Source organism: Flagellimonas sp. MMG031 (genome assembly GCF_040112705.1).
GTDB lineage: Bacteria > Bacteroidota > Bacteroidia > Flavobacteriales > Flavobacteriaceae > Flagellimonas.
Map to the genome: position 1 here is coordinate 3,004,724 of NZ_CP157804.1, position 15,728 is coordinate 3,020,451.

A 15,728-nucleotide genomic window follows, 5' to 3' on the forward strand; every position below is an offset into this window, starting at 1 on the left:
ATGAAGACTATACTCGTATTCAAAACCTCGGTAAAACAAAAGGGCGAAGTGAACCAACTTCGTCCGTGGTTGAACAAGTTGGTCAATAGCAATGGGTGCTGGAACTTTGACTTGGAGGATTGCGATAAAATTCTTCGGGTGGAAACACAAAGCCTTCACGCTCCAACGATTGCTTCACTCCTGAAAAACCAAGGATTTTATTGTGAAGAATTGCATTGAAGCTCATCAAAGAATTCTGAAGCCCCGCCAAAAAAGCAGGGCTTCAGAATGATGTATACCTTTCAAACCATGTCCAAATTATAAATTGGCTTTTTGTTTGAGTGCATTGAACTGAGTCAACAATTCTTGGTAACGGTCTTTTTCTTCTTGCCCGGGTACTTTGTCGCCACTACTTAAAATGTAATATAAATAGGAGATTTGGGCCACCATTACTACCTCGGGATAAGCGCCATCATCATTTTTGAGTTCCTTCAAAATATCTTTGTAAGGCTGAAGCTGACTTTCAGTGGCATTGGCCTTTTCAAGTTCCTTTATCTTTTCCTCTACCTTATCTTGAAGCATTCGAGCCTCCGACAATAAATCTATCACCTTTAACTGAAGGGCCTGCTGGGCCTGCAAATCGGCCATGGTAACGCCATCATCCTCCAATTTCGGATCCATCAAAATCTCAAACTGTTTTTCGAAAGATTGGTTACCAACGGTCAACTTGGCGGTGTACTTGCCCGGCAAGGCCATGGGGCCATTTCGGTAACGTCTTCTTTTGTTCTTCGCCCAAGCCCCTTTTTGTTCCAAGTTCCACTCAAAACGATTGATACCCTTTTTGGTTTCCAATTTTTCATCCATGTACACAAAGGTCATGCTCAAGCTCATATCCTCCACTTTCTCCGAAGTGGATTTCAACTGGGTGGAGTCGCTGACAATGGTGGCCACCTCTTTGCCTTGGGCATCCAAAATTTGCAGGCTCACCCCGTCCTTGATATCAGAAGGCAAATAATAATCAATAATTACGCTTGTTGATGGGTAATTTGGGAAATCACCTCCCCATGGGGTTTGATAGCGATAGGTGTCGTCGGGTTGAAACAATACAGGACTATCGCCCAATTGTGTGATTTTTTCATCCTGAAGCGTGGTCACTTTGTCCAAGATCCAGAAACCACGGCCCATGGTACTCAATACCAAATCCCCTCGGAATAGGGTTATATCGGTAATGGGGGTGACGGGCAGGTTTTGCTGGAATTTTTTCCACGTAGTGCCGTCGTCAAAAGACACGAACATTCCATATTCAGTTCCCGCGTAGAGCAATCCTTCACGCACGGGGTCTTCCCGTAAAACCCTTGTGGTGTAATCGGAAGGAATTCCGTTGGAAGTTGTACTGATCAGCTCCCAACTTTCCCCATAGTTATCGGTTTTATAGAGATAGGGTGTTTCATCGCCCAATAAATGACGGTCCACAGCGATGTAGGCCTTGGCCGGATTGAACTGTGATGGTTCCACGGACTCCACTCTGCCCCCTTTGGGCATTTTTTTGGGTGTGACGTTCTTCCATGTTTTCCCGCCGTCCTTGGTCACAGAGATCATCCCATCGTTGGAGCCGGTCCAAATCAAGCCCTTGCTGATTTTCGATTCCCTGATGGAATATAGGGTGCTGTAGTATTCCTCCCCTGTAATGTCGCGGGTAATGGGATTACCAGAGATTACTTGCTTATCGGGTTCGTTAGCCGTAAGGTCTGGTGAGATAATTTCCCAATTTTGACCACCGTTGCTGGTTTTGTGCAAAAATTGGGACCCCATGTAAACGGTTTCGGGGTCGTAAGGGGACACATGGATGGGTGCCACACGCTGAAATCTATATTTTAAATCCTTTGGATTGTGTCCGTAAATGTTGGATGCCCCAATGGAATATTCACGGCTTTGTCCAGTTTTCTTGCTGTATACGCTAAAGCGTCCTTTACAATTGTTGTAAACGATGTAGTGGTTGCCGGGCATAGGGATCACCGGTCCAGTTTCGCATCCCCCTACATCCAACATCACGGGTCCATTTATTGGAGAAGTTGCCGAAGGCGCCATGCTTGGAATGGCCAAGGTGGTATTGTCCTGCTGTGCGCCATAGACCCAATAGGGATATTGGTCGTCCACCGCTACTTGATAGATTTCGGCGGTAGGTTGGTTGTATTGTGTGGACCATGTTTTTCCGCCATTGTGCGATACGTTGGCTCCGCCATCGTTACATTGGATCAACAAATCGGGATTATCCGGGTTCAACCATATATCGTGGTTATCTCCGTGGGGGACACTCATGCGTGTCCAAGTCTTGCCCCCATCCACGGATTTGATCAATGGGTTGGCATTGGAATACACAATATCGGGATTGGTGGGGTCCAACTCAATATTGGTATAATAAAATGGTCGGTTGACCAAACGTTCATCATCCGAAACATGGACAAAGGATTTTCCTTGATCCACCGATTTGTACAATCCTCGTTCATCTCCCGGGGCTTCTACAACGGCGTAAAGGATACTGGAATCCACTGGTGACACGGCCAAATCAATTTTACCGATCAAACCTTTTGGGAGTCCGTCTTCCAGTTTCACCCAATCTTTCCCTCCGTTCACGGATTTATAGATACCGCCTTCGTTGTTTTTACCCCCAGAATCTATGGTCCATGGGGTCCTTCGCGCTTTCCATGCGGCTGCGTACACCACGTTGGGATTTCCTGGCAATAATTCCAAGTCGGCAAAACCGGTTTCTTCGGAAACATACAATACCTTTTCCCAGGTTTTTCCGCCATCGGTGGTTTTAAAAACACCTCGTTCTTCGTTGGGTTTAAAGGCGTTTCCAATAGCCGCCACCCAGACTATATTGCTATTGGTGGGGTCTATTTCCACGGCACCAATCTGGCCCGCATTCTCTAAGCCGATGTGCTCCCATGTTTTCCCGGCATCAATGGACTTATATACGCCTTTACCAGAGATAATATTACTTCGTATACCGTCAGAACCCGTTCCGACGTAGACAATGTTGGGATCATTGGCAGCGATTTCAATCGCACCGATGGAAGGTGTTTTAAAAAAGCCATCAGAAACATTATGCCAAGAGGTTCCATAATCCTCGGTTTTCCAGACACCGGCACCAGAAGCCCCAAAATAAAAGGTTCCCGGTTGCAGAGGAGTTCCGGTTACCGTAGTTACACGGCCTCCCCGGGAGGGTCCTATGGTACGGTATTGCAAGGCTTCAAAATCCTGTGCAAAAAGGGCACAACTCAGTAAAAATGAAAAAAGAAAAGAAAAAGAACGTTGCTTTAAGCTCATGAGTCAGTTGAATAGTTTGGTTGAACCCCAAATCTACTAAATACCTAGCCAATCTGAAACGGTCGGGAATAGAATTGCAGGATTTTATGACCAACGAAAGCTCTCAGTACAAATGATCCGTCATCCTTTTCAAACCAACCTCAGGCAAAAACTGATCTGAAATGGTCAAAATCGCATGCAAGTTGTCCCGTAATCAATCTAACTTAACCTCTTCGGGAGTTATAGACGTTTGTAAAAGATGAAGGGCCATATCGGCCAAAAGCAAACGCTGTTTTTCCAACCAGGCTTCATCATTTTTTTGGGCAGGGTGCTGCATATAGGCCGTTTCTATTTGATTGTGCAGTTCCCAGCTAACGTTTATCATTGCAATTCGTTCCTCTTTGGTCATACAATTATGTTTAGCACGTACCAAACCAGTTTGGCACGTGCATGATTAATTCCAACGGTTAGGTCGAGTTGCCGTTTTAAACATTACCCTCCCTTAAACGGTATGTGAGAGGTCTTGGTTCCAAATCCCCGTGGCTACGGTTTTTTCTACGTAGGTGTTGAAATCAGTTGCAGGCCGTCCCAAAACTTCTTCCACATCATAGGATATCTCTTGATTATCCGGGTTGCCCAACACCTCTTGGAACAGGTATCCGAAGAGCCAAACATAGGAGTCGGGCAATCCGGCTTGCTTCATTCCCGCTTTGAACTCCTCAATGGTGATGGGGTGAAACTGTATTTCCTTTCCGATTCCTGCGGCCATGGCCTCCACAGCCTCCCCAAAGGTCATTTTTCGAGGTCCGGTTACGGTAATCGTCTGTCCGTTGTAGCGATCATCCACTAACACTTTGGCCACTACATCTGCGATGTCATCAGCATCTACAAAGGGAATCTCCGCCTCTGGCATGGGGAGGGCCACTTGACCGTTCAATACGAACTCCAAAAAAGCGCCCTCACTAAAGTTTTGGTTGAACCAAGAAGCACGTACCAAGGTGTAGTTTAAACCCGAATTGGCCACAATTTCTTCGCAAGCCTCAGCTTCCCTCTCCCCTTTTCCGGATAATAGCACCACCTTTTCCAATCCTTCGCGCAAGGCAGCCTCCGTAAGTTTTTCAATGGCTTCCTTAGCCCCAGGGACGGCAAGGTCGGGATAGTATACAATGTAGGCCCTATCCATCCCCTTTAAGGCGGCGGCATAGGAGGATGGGTCCTCCCAATCGAATGCCGGGCTCGTTTTTCTGCCAACAACCCTTACGTTGTGGCCTGATTGAATTACATTTTCTGCAACACGACGGCCCGTTTTTCCGGTTCCGCCAATAACTAAGATGTTCTCTGTTTTCATGACTGTTATTTTTAGTTTTAATGTTTGTTCTACTTCAAAAAATGATTGGTATGATCAGGAATTGACTGTTTCCTTTTTTCCATATACCTCGACGTACCAATAGCAAGTTGCCGTGATGACAAACTCCATTCCGATAAGCCAAAAGCCAATGGCGGTGAAGAAACTGTAATAACTTCCTCCATAGGGCTCTATGAACAGGGGCACTGTGACCAATGCATCCAAAACCGCTGCAATCGAAAAGAAAACAAGCCCTAACCAGTAACCTTTGGTGGTGTAATTTTTCCTGTAGTATAATTTTGACCCGAACCAAACCAACGGTACTACGCCTATGGACAGAAATATATTGGCTTGTAGCTCAGGGTTCTCCAAAACCGGGATATAAAATGATAAAGTATATAGGCTCACCCCGATAATCCAGATAAAAATACCTATCCCAATAGCTCTTACATGTTTCATGACTGTTCGTTTTTTGATTGTTATGATTTAATTTTTGTGAATACCGTGATGAGCGATATCAAAAAGGACGCTAAAGCAAAAAGGGTGCGGATGGTATGAAACCGATTCCATTTGGTTTCGTAATAGTCCCTAAACGATTTCATTCTTTCCAAATCAAGTGCGGAGAGGTCCATGGCCTCCAACTCGTTGTTCAAAGGGACATTCCCCATACCGGTAACTGTGATGGTACCCAAAAGATATAGTAAGGATGACGCCAACAGCAGGCCAAAGGCCAACTTATCCGTTTGAAATTGGTAACTGGCCGCAACTCCCAAAGCGACAATACTTCCAAAGAAAACAATGAAAAATAAGGGGTTGAGTATGGCCCTGTTGATGGATTGCATGGTCTCTAGATAAGACTGGTCCGATATTTTCAGGGTTCCAGGGATTACCGATACCGACCAAGCATAAAACAAACCCGCCGACAATCCTGTCAATACGACCGAAGCAAATAGAGAAATTGTTTTGATAGAAACATCCATGATACACCTGTTTTTGATTCTGGGTGTAAAATTGGGATGATTGGGTCGGCCATGCTTGACCCTTTTTGCCAATCTTTTGACATTTTAAGCCAAACTCGCTGTTTTACTGTTGATTACGGAATTCCACAGGTGTCAGGTCAGTCCATCTTTTAAAGGCACGGTTAAAAGCACTCTGTTCGGAAAAGCCAGTTTCAAAAGCGATTTCGGCTATACTTCTTGAACTGTTCCTTAATAGATTCGTGGCGATACGTTCCTGTGTTTTTTTGATGAGATCCCGAAAAGACACTCCATTATCCGCAAGCCTGCGGGCCAAGGTACGGTTGCTCATCCCCATAAGGCTTGCAATGTGATGTATGCTAGGGATACCGCTGGGCAGGGCATCCTGTATCAAGTTTTCACAATCGCTGGCAATTCTATTGGCATTGATTTCCATTCCCTTGGTCTCCTCCTCTACGCGCTCCACCAAAAAGCGGTTGATGTTTACATCGGCCTTTGCCGTTCGCATTGCCAAATCTGCCGTGGTATAGGAGATGGAATACTGGGGTTGATTGAAGTGAATGGGACAATTGAACGACTTTTCATAGGTACTGATATCCGAAGGGGCACTATGTTTAAAACAAACTTCGGTCGGAGAGATGTTGGACTCCGACATAGCCCGAAGCACGACAACCGTTGCCGAAAGTGTGGCTTCGTTGGACAACTCCAATCCCTTGCGGTGGGGTTCCCTCAATAAATGGATGACAGAAAAGGGATTTCCCTTCTCCACCTTAAAAACATAGGTGTTGGACAGCATCTTAAAATACCGCTCCGAGCGCTCAAAGATTTCCCCCACGTAGGAACAAGTGCGCCACGAAAGTCCCAAAACCCCGTAGTCCTCGATTTTCATTTGCTGCCCTACCCTTATGGAAAACCCCGGTCCCAGCGTATCATCCAAACGTTCGTGGAGTTCAAAGAATTCCTCTGCTGGAACCGCTTTAACCGCTTCCAAATCCTTATAAGGTGTTTTGAATGCATTGAGATAAGCCATGGCCACCCCCTCTTTCAGGGCACAGTCCATCATTTTCCGATAAAGGCTTACGGCGGTATATTTCATCCTTATGAAAATTTTGACGACCACCCCACTTTGTATCTCAACATCTCCAAACTTTCAGTAAACCAAAAATGCTTGATATGCCCATTATTTGGTCCGAAGGACGATCAAAAAAAGATTCGATAGCTCAATATAGGCATCTTTGGGGATATAACCCCCTAATGCATGAATGTGGCATTAGAGACCTATCTATTTTTCAATGAATAATAGTATCAAAATAGATAGCACCTTTGGTGATAAGCTATTTATTCGTTTCATCTGAACGTATAAGTGTATCTTCTATGCCCACGCTCCATAAATCATTTGAGGAAACCTAGATTTTCGACATAATTGCAACCTCATCCCCATAATCAGATTACAATTTCCAACATTTTAACACATCTAATCGATAGGATTTATTTTTTATGAAAAATATTTATAACTTCATCGGTAGTTCTCCTACAAAAAGAATTTTAAAAGTTTACAATTATTTTATCCCCTATGTGGAGAAATATACTAAAAGCCGCTGTTGCGCTGTACGTTCCACTTCTCATCTTCTCTTTGTATTGGGGTTATGTACAAAAGCAAAGCCTCATACAAAGTATGGGAAGCATACAGCAGCGGAACATTCTCAATAAAAGCTACCACTTGATCGATCAAAGCATCAATTTGATCAGTATAACCTCCTTTTGGTCGGATATCAACTTCCCTGAAGCCTTTTCAAAAACCAACCCCCTTGATGCTACCTTCATCAACAACTACATCCGAATTATGCAGGGTTACCCCATTTATGACCAATTGCGGTTTATCGACTTGCATGGGGACGAGGTGCTACGGTTTGAAAGAATAGCCCTAGACAGCATGGCCCCTAAAGAACTGCAAAACAAAATCGATAGGGATTATATTAAAAGAGGACTAGCCTTGGAGAGAGGCCAAGTCTATGTGAGCCCCATTGAACTGAATAAGGAAAATGGTGTGATTGAGGTTCCCCACAGACCGGTGTTGCGAGGGGTGACCCAAATTTTTGATGGCAACGATGTGCAGGTAGGATTGGCCGTGGTCAATTTTAACATGGACAACATTTTCAGTTTTATGAAATCACGAATTACTGAAGATAACTTTTTCTTGCTGGACACCGATGGCCGTATCATTACCTCCAATCTTGACTTTAATACCCTTGCGCATCAAAATAAGATGACCCCAAAGGACTCCTCCATCCAAAAAAGATTGGAGCTAAAAAACCTCATTTTTAAGAAGGATACCTTTTTTATGGAAAACGGGAGTCTCTGGACCTATCAAAATGTGCGAACAGGATATGAAAGGGATGTGGGCATGAACCGCTATGCGGGCATGGCGGAAATTGTTTCCGATAACGATTGGGCCATTGTCCAAGAAATTCCGCCCACCTACATAAGGAGCCGTTTGGATACCATTCGTAAAAACTTGATTCTTTTTAACGTACTCACATTGGGTGTCATCGGCTTAATTGGTTTTGGCTATGCCCACACCCAAAAGGAAAAGCGAAACTTTGTTGCCCAGCTCAAAAGAAAAAACAAAGAACTTTTGGCCAGTGAGGCCAAACTCCATGAATCCAATAAGCTAGTGGAACGCTCCAATGAGCAACTAAGGGTTCGCAATAAGCAACTGGAAGATTTTAACTACGTAGTGGCGCATAACCTGAAGGCTCCAGTAAGCAGTATGAATATTATTGTGGACCTTTTGAGCAAGTCCCCTGACCAGAAAACGTTTGAGGAACTGTTCCCAAAACTGGAAACCATTTCGTCCAACATCCAAACCCTAACGGATGATGTGCAAACCTATGTGTCCATTTTGAACAAACGGAAGTTGAAACTGGAGAACATCAACCTCCTTTTAAAGTTAAAGGAGGTAGAAAAGGATTTTGTGGAACGACTACTCGATGAGGAAGAACAAAACTTTACCATCGAATATCATTTTGATGAATGGCATGCCTTAAAATGCAATAGATTCTATATGAGGAGCATTTTGCACAACCTGTTGTCCAACGCCCTCAAATTCCGAAGGCCCGATGTGAAATCCCATATCATTTTTGAAACCGCTTGGGAAGCGGCAAGAAAGTTCTTTATGTGAAAGATAACGGTCTTGGCATTGACCTAGAGCGGCATGGCGACAACCTTTTTAAATTATATAAGCGGTTCCATCGCGATGTTTCCGGTAAGGGCATGGGGCTTTTTATTGTAAAATCCCAATTGGAGGCCATGAACGCTTCCATTACCGTAGACAGTGAGGTCGGAGTTGGTACCACATTCAAAATCATATTCAACAATTCGTAATAAGAAGAAATGAGAAATCCCAGTATCCTTTTAGTGGATGATGACGAAGTCTATATCTACGTGACCAAGAAAATCTTGGCCAATATGTCCGATGATATTTCCGTAAAATCCTTTAATGATGGGGAACGGGCCATCGAATTCATCCAAACGTGCACACAGGAGAACAACCCGCTACCGGGAGTTATTTTGCTGGACATCAATATGCCCTATTTGGATGGGTGGGGCTTTTTATCGGAATTCAAAAAATTGGTGCCCAAACTGGCGGAGAGAGAAGTGAACATTTATATGGTCACCTCTTCCAATGACCCGCACGATATGGAACGGGCCAAGGAATTTGAACAAGTTACAGGCTACGTTGTAAAACCTGTTTTCGAGGACAAGTTGGCAGAAATTCTAACAGATGTATACGATGAAAATTGGTAGATCATGTTTTGACCCTGTTTTAGGGGGTTTCTAAGACTTTGCTGATTTTGCTCATATCCCAACTCGGGATTTTGTTGGTACTTTGAGGCATATTCCATCTTAGTTACCATGAAGTACCTTGTGTTTTCGGTGATTGGTGCCTACCTCCTATTGGCTTGTTCGGGGCCAAAGGAAAAGACGTACCCGCAAAAACTACCCATGACGGAATCCGTATATGCTTCGGCGACCGTTCAGCCGGACAGTCTGTACCATGCCTATTCCGTGGCCACCGGTATTCTTGAACATATTTGGGTGGAAGAAGGCGACACCGTTTCCAAAGGGGATTTGCTGCTTCAGATTAACAATACTTCCCCGGAAATGAACAAGGAAAATGCGCGACTGGCCCTTGAACTGGCCCAAAAAAATTATACGAGCACATCTGCCGTATTGAACAGCATCAAAGATGAAATCGAAGCAGCAGTGTTGCAATTGGGCAATGATTCCATCAACTTTTACCGACAAAAAAAGCTTTGGGACCAAAACATTGGATCTAAAGTGGAGTTTGACAACAAAAAGCTGGCCTACGAACTTGCCCGTAACCGACTCGATGCCCTAAAAAAGAAATTTGAACGAACCAAAAATGAACTTGAAACACAGTTAAGGCAAGCGGAAAACAATTACAGATCCTCGCTTACCAACACCAACGATTTTACCATTACAAGCAAGATTAACGGAACGGTATATGCACTGCACAAAAATCTTGGAGAAATTGTCAATACCGTAGAACCCGTGGCAACGTTGGGCATGACCAATAGGTTTATTGTGGAACTGTTGGTGGATGAGGTCGACATCATCAAACTGCGCAGGGGACAAAAAGTCTATATTACCTTGGATTCCTATGGCGATATCGTATTTGAAGGTACGGTGCACAAAATCTATCCTCGAAAAGATGAGCGCTCACAGACCTTTACAGTGGAAGCCATATTCAACACCCCTCCAAAGACATTATATCCGGGGCTTTCGGGAGAGGGCAATATTGTTATTTCGGAAACCAAGGAGGCATTGGTGATTCCAAAAACATATCTGATCAATGGTAGCACGGTGTTGACGGATGAGGGGGAAACACAGGTAACCACAGGACTGGAAAATATGTCCATGGTTGAAATCCTTGACGGCATCGATGAACATACGGCACTTTATCCTCCCGAACCATGATCAATTGGAGCGTCATATTGGGCATTGCCAAAACCCATCTTATTACCAAGATGAAATCCACCATAACCGCCACCCTTGGAGTCACTTTTGGAATAGGTGCCTATATTACTTTGGTAAGTTTTATGACGGGGCTGAACACCATGCTGGATAATCTGGTACTCAATCAAACCCCACATATCCATTTGTATAATGAAATCCGCCCCTCCGATGATCAACCCATCACTATGACCGAGGCGTTCCAAAACGGATTCAACGTAGTTCACTCCATTAAACCCAAACTGAGCCAAACTAAAATCCATAATGCCCTCCCCATCCTCAGTTATCTCAAAAAGCAACCCAACGTAGATGGAGCAACCCCGCAGCTACGGGCCCAAATTTTCTATCTGTCAGGTTCCATGGAACTTGGAGGAAACTTGGTAGGGGTTGATATTATGGAGGAAGTCCGATTGTCCAATCTACGGGATAACATCGTGGAAGGCTCCCCGGAGGACCTGAAAAACAACGCTAATGGAATTCTCCTCGGCTCAGGTTTGGCCGAAAAGATGTCGTTAACCACAGGAGATAGGGTACAGATCAGTACGGTATCCGGCACCGTGTTCCCGCTAAAAATTGTAGGTATCTATCAAAGTGGGATTGCAGAGGTAGATAATGTTCAAAGTTTTGCCAATCTAAAAACGGTACAACGTATTTTGGGGGAGGCAGAAAATTATGTTACGGACATCAACATTAGATTGGTGGATATTGCCCAGGCGGAATCCATGGCCAAAAGCTTGGAAAATCAGTTTGACGTGCAGGCCATGGGAATCAATGAAGCCAATGCACAGTTTGAGACGGGTTCAAACATTAGAAACCTCATCACCTATGCAGTTTCCATCACCTTGTTGATCGTAGCCGGATTTGGTATCTACAATATCCTGAACATGTTGATTTATGAGAAAATGAAGGATATTGCTATTCTCAAGGCCACTGGCTTTTCGGGAAATGATGTGCAGCTCATTTTTATGGGTCAGGCCATCATCATAGGCATCGTTGGAGGTGCTTTGGGTCTGTTGATCGGCTTTTCACTTTCAAGCCTTATCGATCAAACCCCTTTTGAAACTGACGCTTTGCCGACGATTACCACCTATCCGGTAAATTACGATCCCGTTTATTACCTCATCGGGATAGTTTTTGCCCTTTTGTCCACTTTCATTGCAGGTTACCTGCCCTCCCTGAGGGCCAAAAAAATTGACCCTGTAAAAATTATTCGAGGAACTTGATATGGGGGCTATGGAATTTGTTTTGGAAACCAAACATATCAACAAATACTTTCGTAAGCCAAAAGAGTTTCATGTGCTGAAGGATATCTCCTTTGGAGTGAAAAAGGGAGAGTTTACGTCCATTATGGGGAAGTCCGGCTCCGGAAAATCCACCTTGCTCTATATCTTGTCTACCATGGATACGGATTATGAGGGGCAATTATACCTCAATGATCAACTGATTACTGGTAAATCGCATAAGGAACTGTCCCGCATACGAAACAAGAACATTGGATTTGTATTCCAGTTCCACTATTTATTGTCGGAATTCAGTGTTTTGGAAAATGTGATGTTGCCCGCCAAAAAGCTTGGGGAAAAGTCCCTTGCGGAAATTGAGCACAATGCGCAACAAAAACTGGAAATGCTGCACATTGGTCATTTGGCGCATCAACGGGCCTCCAGGATATCGGGAGGGGAAAAACAGCGTGTGGCCATCGCCAGGGCTTTGATCAACGACCCCACTATTTTGATGGGAGATGAGCCCACGGGAAATTTGGACAGTCATAACTCGGACAATGTGTTCAATATCTTCAAAAAACTGAAGGAGGAACAAGGATTGTCCCTTTTGGTGGTGACCCATGATGAGGATTTTGCGAAAAGGACCGATCGCATTGTCCAATTGGAGGATGGTAAAATTATGTCGCAGTGATAACTATTTACCTGCATTTGACCGCTTGCAAAATACCTCGGATGATTTAAGCATCTGCATAGGTGGAATACAATATCTCCAACTTTCGCCCTGAGGTCATCTGAGTTTGTATCGGTCCATGCTTAAGGGACATGAAAAGAAAACTAAACTACTGGGCTGCGGACGATACCCTGACCCGTTCCATGGAAGAAGTCAACCTTCCATCTTCGTCCATACCCTCTACGAACAAAAAGATTTCTTCGTATCCGTAGTCGGGTATTTTTAGTGTACACGTCCCGTTTTTATTGATGGTGGGGTTAGGATACCATCCAATGCTTCCAAAATAACGGAACGACTCACTGGACAGGTTGTTGTACTTGGGCGTATAGTATTGCTTTGCGGGCATGAACCCATTGGATACCCTATGCGTAAAAAACCTTTCATCCGGCGTGAATTTGTCCGAGTGCCCGGCACCAACGTCGCCCTCCTTGCGGGTATAGACCCGAATGACACCCCCTGCCCCTCCGGCTTCCATGGCCCCGGTACGATCGATATAATAGCTTTTTACCCTAGTTGTGGGGAAATCCAACAAAATATCAAAATCTGGATAGCGGACATCGTCAATGTATAGAATCGGGGATGGTTGTACCAAAGAAAAGGACAAGACCCGTTTTGTGGTAATGCGTATCCTATCGTACCCAGCATTGGGAACCTCCCAAACATTGAAACCACTGGAACGTATAATATCCAGCAATCGAGGATAGAGTCCCTCCGTCTCCTCGGTCACAACTTTTAGGTTACCTTCGGACACAAAGGGTGTGGTGATTCTTTTGATAGCCCTGTTTTCGCTTATCACTACTTCCTCAAGGCTAATCGTATTTTGTTCCGGTAAAACAAAGTTTTGCAGTTCAAATTCTCCCAAACCATCCACCAGCACGTCATTTTCTATTCCCCTAAAAGGTTCCAGTTCATATATTCTGTCCGTGGATTGTCCTGTATCCAACCTCAAAAAAAGATTGGGCATGGAGAGCTCGCCACGCTTGTTGAGCAAGGTAAGCCTCATCTCTTCGCCCTGTTCCACAAAATAATTGTCCAAACTAAAGGCTTCTGATTGTTCCGATAATGGGATGACGGTAGGTTCACTTTGGTTACCAGCATAAACCAAAAGGTCGGTACTCTTGGGGACCTTTGAGTTAATGGAGCCGAATACATCAATTCCTGCGCGATACTGTATTTTCTTTTGGGGAGGCTCGTTGAAGATGTTGTCCCAATCATACTTGGACCAGCCCTGTGTGAGCAACAACATATCCAAATCTTCCATGGCACGTTTTGAAAAATCCGTAAAATACTGGTCGGCCTCTTCGATATAACCACGTACATAAGGTTTCAGCAAAAATGAGCTTAGGATATTGGAATTGAAATTGTAGGCTTTGGTGCCTACCGGAAGCACTGAAATACTCGCGAAGGAGGTTGTACGCTTTTCAAACCCCGAGAGGGCCACTTCCATGGAATCTTTGTCCACTTTTTGCACATTCGCGTCCAACGATAGGGGTTTTATTTGCTTATCATTGAAAAACAGTCGTTCCGCAATGGGCACTCCGCGGTTATCTATCAAGGTAAGAATATTCATGCCCGAATGGAGCTCGCGCTTATCCAAGATATGGGAGGCATAAAGTTGATTTTCCTTGAAAACTACATCCAAACTTTTGAGCAATCCATCCCTATGGATAAGAATACTGTACGGCTTTGAACCTATTTCCCTTTTTGTCTCGGCATTGGTGCCTACCAAAACCAGAATTCTATCTTCCGATATATTTCTGGTGGATAGCACTAGCCCCAACGAATCGATAGCTGGGAGTGGCACCCTCCATTCCTTACCATTAGGGTTTGACAAGGTGGCCCAATACCGTTCGCTTGCAGAGGGGGTCATTATCACTTTTGCAAAACCAAGTCGATTGGTCCTGAAACGAACTATTTCTTCTCCGATGTGGTTCCTTATGATACCAACCATATTGGCCCCGGCATTCCCATTTTCATCAATCATCTTAATACCCAAAACACTTTGGACATTGGAGACCAAGTGCCCGCTTTCGGGGAAAAATTGAATATCGTAATCCTCTGAAGTGTTATTATTATCAAGCACCAATTCGCTATTCAACACCATAAATTGCTGAACAAAGGAATCATCCTCCTTAAGGTCCTTCATCCAACTGGTGGAGGCTTTGATATAATATTGCCCATCCACAAAAGAGGAGTCTATGGCAATTTGTCCCTGAAGCTGCCCCTCCTTACTCAACACCAAGTGTTTTTCCTTCTGGTTGCCATCCTTGTCATAAATACCCACGTACACATTTACAGCTTCCTTAAAGGGCTCTGCCTTCACACGATTATACATATATCCTTTAAACCAGATATGCTCTCCACGTACATAAGTACTTTTGTTCATGTGTAGAAAAATAGATATGCGCGGATTGCCAAAGTATTCCTGAAAAGCAGGCTTGATTTTACCTGTGACGGATAAGTTTTGTCCAAAAAGTGGGAGTGCGAGGAAGAACAATAACAAACCAAAAATCGAATTCTTGGATAACATTGAAAAGATTTTACAAATTGAATGTTTTTAAAGATACCACTTTCGGGAGTGATATGAGTTAGTGAAAAGTTAATATGAAAACTAAAGAGAAAACCCCGACATAGAAGACCTGAAAAGAAAAGAATCCCTAATTGTTTATCCGCGGACCGCTTCAGTGCTGTAAGGGAATCGCACACTTAAAATGTGGGCTTTGCTATTTAAGATAGACAAGCTACAAACAAAAAACACTGAAAATCATAAGATTAACAGTGTTTTGATTTTACTTAAATAAGGTAAGTCGGGATGACTGGAAGAAAGTCGACTACACAACATTCTAACAATCAACGCCTTATACTGTACTTTAGAACTGATTAACCGAACTCTAAACTGTATTCAAAACAGGACATTCAGCGGCAAAACTTAAGGATGTTTTGTTAAGTAAAGATACAAGTTCGTCTATTGAAATTCCAATTAAATTCTTAATTTTTCTAAAATAAGAAAATAATTTCATTGAACTTTGTCTACAATTTATCTTTGAGAAAAATACCCTATAAATTATCAACAAAAAACTACAACCAACTCAATAAAAATTGTAAGTTCATTGTTAAATAAAGTAATCAAG

At 43.7% G+C, this 15,728-nt stretch carries 14 protein-coding genes; 7 read left to right on the forward strand and 7 right to left on the reverse strand.

Annotation, left to right across the window (positions count from 1 at the left end):
- Positions 1-219 (forward strand): hypothetical protein, encoded by a 219-nt coding sequence (locus tag ABNE31_RS13650; RefSeq protein ID WP_293282067.1) that lies wholly within the window; start codon positions 1-3, stop codon positions 217-219.
- Positions 220-297: 78 nt separating this feature from the next.
- Here ABNE31_RS13650 and ABNE31_RS13655 read toward each other — a convergent pair whose 3' ends face one another.
- The 6 genes from ABNE31_RS13655 to ABNE31_RS13680 form a co-directional block, all read right to left on the reverse strand.
- Entirely contained in the window at positions 298-3,309 is a 3,012-nt protein-coding gene (locus ABNE31_RS13655; RefSeq protein ID WP_349351533.1) for a hypothetical protein, read from the reverse strand.
- Positions 3,310-3,502: 193 nt separating this feature from the next.
- Positions 3,503-3,697, reverse strand: a complete 195-nt coding sequence (locus ABNE31_RS13660) for a hypothetical protein (protein ID WP_349351534.1) — start codon at positions 3,695-3,697, stop codon at positions 3,503-3,505.
- A 93-nt stretch (positions 3,698-3,790) separates the two neighbouring features.
- Positions 3,791-4,636, reverse strand: coding sequence for an NmrA family NAD(P)-binding protein (locus ABNE31_RS13665; RefSeq protein WP_349351535.1), 846 nt, complete (start codon positions 4,634-4,636; stop codon positions 3,791-3,793).
- 54 nt (positions 4,637-4,690) lie between these two features.
- Entirely contained in the window at positions 4,691-5,092 is a 402-nt protein-coding gene (locus tag ABNE31_RS13670) for a DUF5367 family protein (protein ID WP_349351536.1), read from the reverse strand.
- A 20-nt stretch (positions 5,093-5,112) separates the two neighbouring features.
- Positions 5,113-5,613, reverse strand: a complete 501-nt coding sequence (locus ABNE31_RS13675) for a DUF1772 domain-containing protein (protein ID WP_349351537.1) — start codon at positions 5,611-5,613, stop codon at positions 5,113-5,115.
- Positions 5,614-5,716: 103 nt separating this feature from the next.
- Positions 5,717-6,706 carry an AraC family transcriptional regulator ligand-binding domain-containing protein gene (locus tag ABNE31_RS13680; protein ID WP_349351538.1) on the reverse strand — a complete coding sequence of 330 codons (990 nt, stop codon included), beginning with the start codon at positions 6,704-6,706 and terminating at the stop codon, positions 5,717-5,719.
- Positions 6,707-7,183: 477 nt separating this feature from the next.
- Here ABNE31_RS13680 and ABNE31_RS13685 point away from each other — a divergent pair, with 477 nt between their 5' ends.
- From ABNE31_RS13685 to ABNE31_RS13710, 6 genes are all read left to right on the forward strand, one after another.
- The gene (locus ABNE31_RS13685; RefSeq protein ID WP_349351539.1) at positions 7,184-8,791 is read left to right on the forward strand and encodes a hypothetical protein; all 1,608 of its coding nucleotides are present in this window, start codon (positions 7,184-7,186) and stop codon (positions 8,789-8,791) included.
- The gene (locus tag ABNE31_RS13690; protein WP_349351540.1) at positions 8,788-8,994 is read left to right on the forward strand and encodes an ATP-binding protein; all 207 of its coding nucleotides are present in this window, start codon (positions 8,788-8,790) and stop codon (positions 8,992-8,994) included. Before ABNE31_RS13685 ends, ABNE31_RS13690 begins: the two co-directional genes overlap by 4 nt.
- A 9-nt stretch (positions 8,995-9,003) precedes the next feature.
- Entirely contained in the window at positions 9,004-9,417 is a 414-nt protein-coding gene (locus tag ABNE31_RS13695; RefSeq protein WP_349351541.1) for a response regulator, read from the forward strand.
- A 108-nt stretch (positions 9,418-9,525) separates the two neighbouring features.
- Complete coding sequence (locus tag ABNE31_RS13700; protein WP_349351542.1) at positions 9,526-10,611, forward strand: HlyD family efflux transporter periplasmic adaptor subunit; 1,086 nt, start codon at positions 9,526-9,528, stop codon at positions 10,609-10,611.
- Positions 10,608-11,870 carry an FtsX-like permease family protein gene (locus tag ABNE31_RS13705; RefSeq protein WP_349351543.1) on the forward strand — a complete coding sequence of 421 codons (1,263 nt, stop codon included), beginning with the start codon at positions 10,608-10,610 and terminating at the stop codon, positions 11,868-11,870. Before ABNE31_RS13700 ends, ABNE31_RS13705 begins: the two co-directional genes overlap by 4 nt.
- A gap of 10 nt (positions 11,871-11,880) precedes the next feature.
- A complete protein-coding gene (locus ABNE31_RS13710; RefSeq protein ID WP_179384104.1) occupies positions 11,881-12,558 on the forward strand; it encodes an ABC transporter ATP-binding protein in 678 nt (225 codons plus the stop codon).
- Between the two features lie 148 nt (positions 12,559-12,706).
- Here ABNE31_RS13710 and ABNE31_RS13715 read toward each other — a convergent pair whose 3' ends face one another.
- Positions 12,707-14,983, reverse strand: coding sequence for a hypothetical protein (locus ABNE31_RS13715; RefSeq protein WP_349351544.1), 2,277 nt, complete (start codon positions 14,981-14,983; stop codon positions 12,707-12,709).
- Between the last annotated feature and the right edge of the window lie 745 nt (positions 14,984-15,728).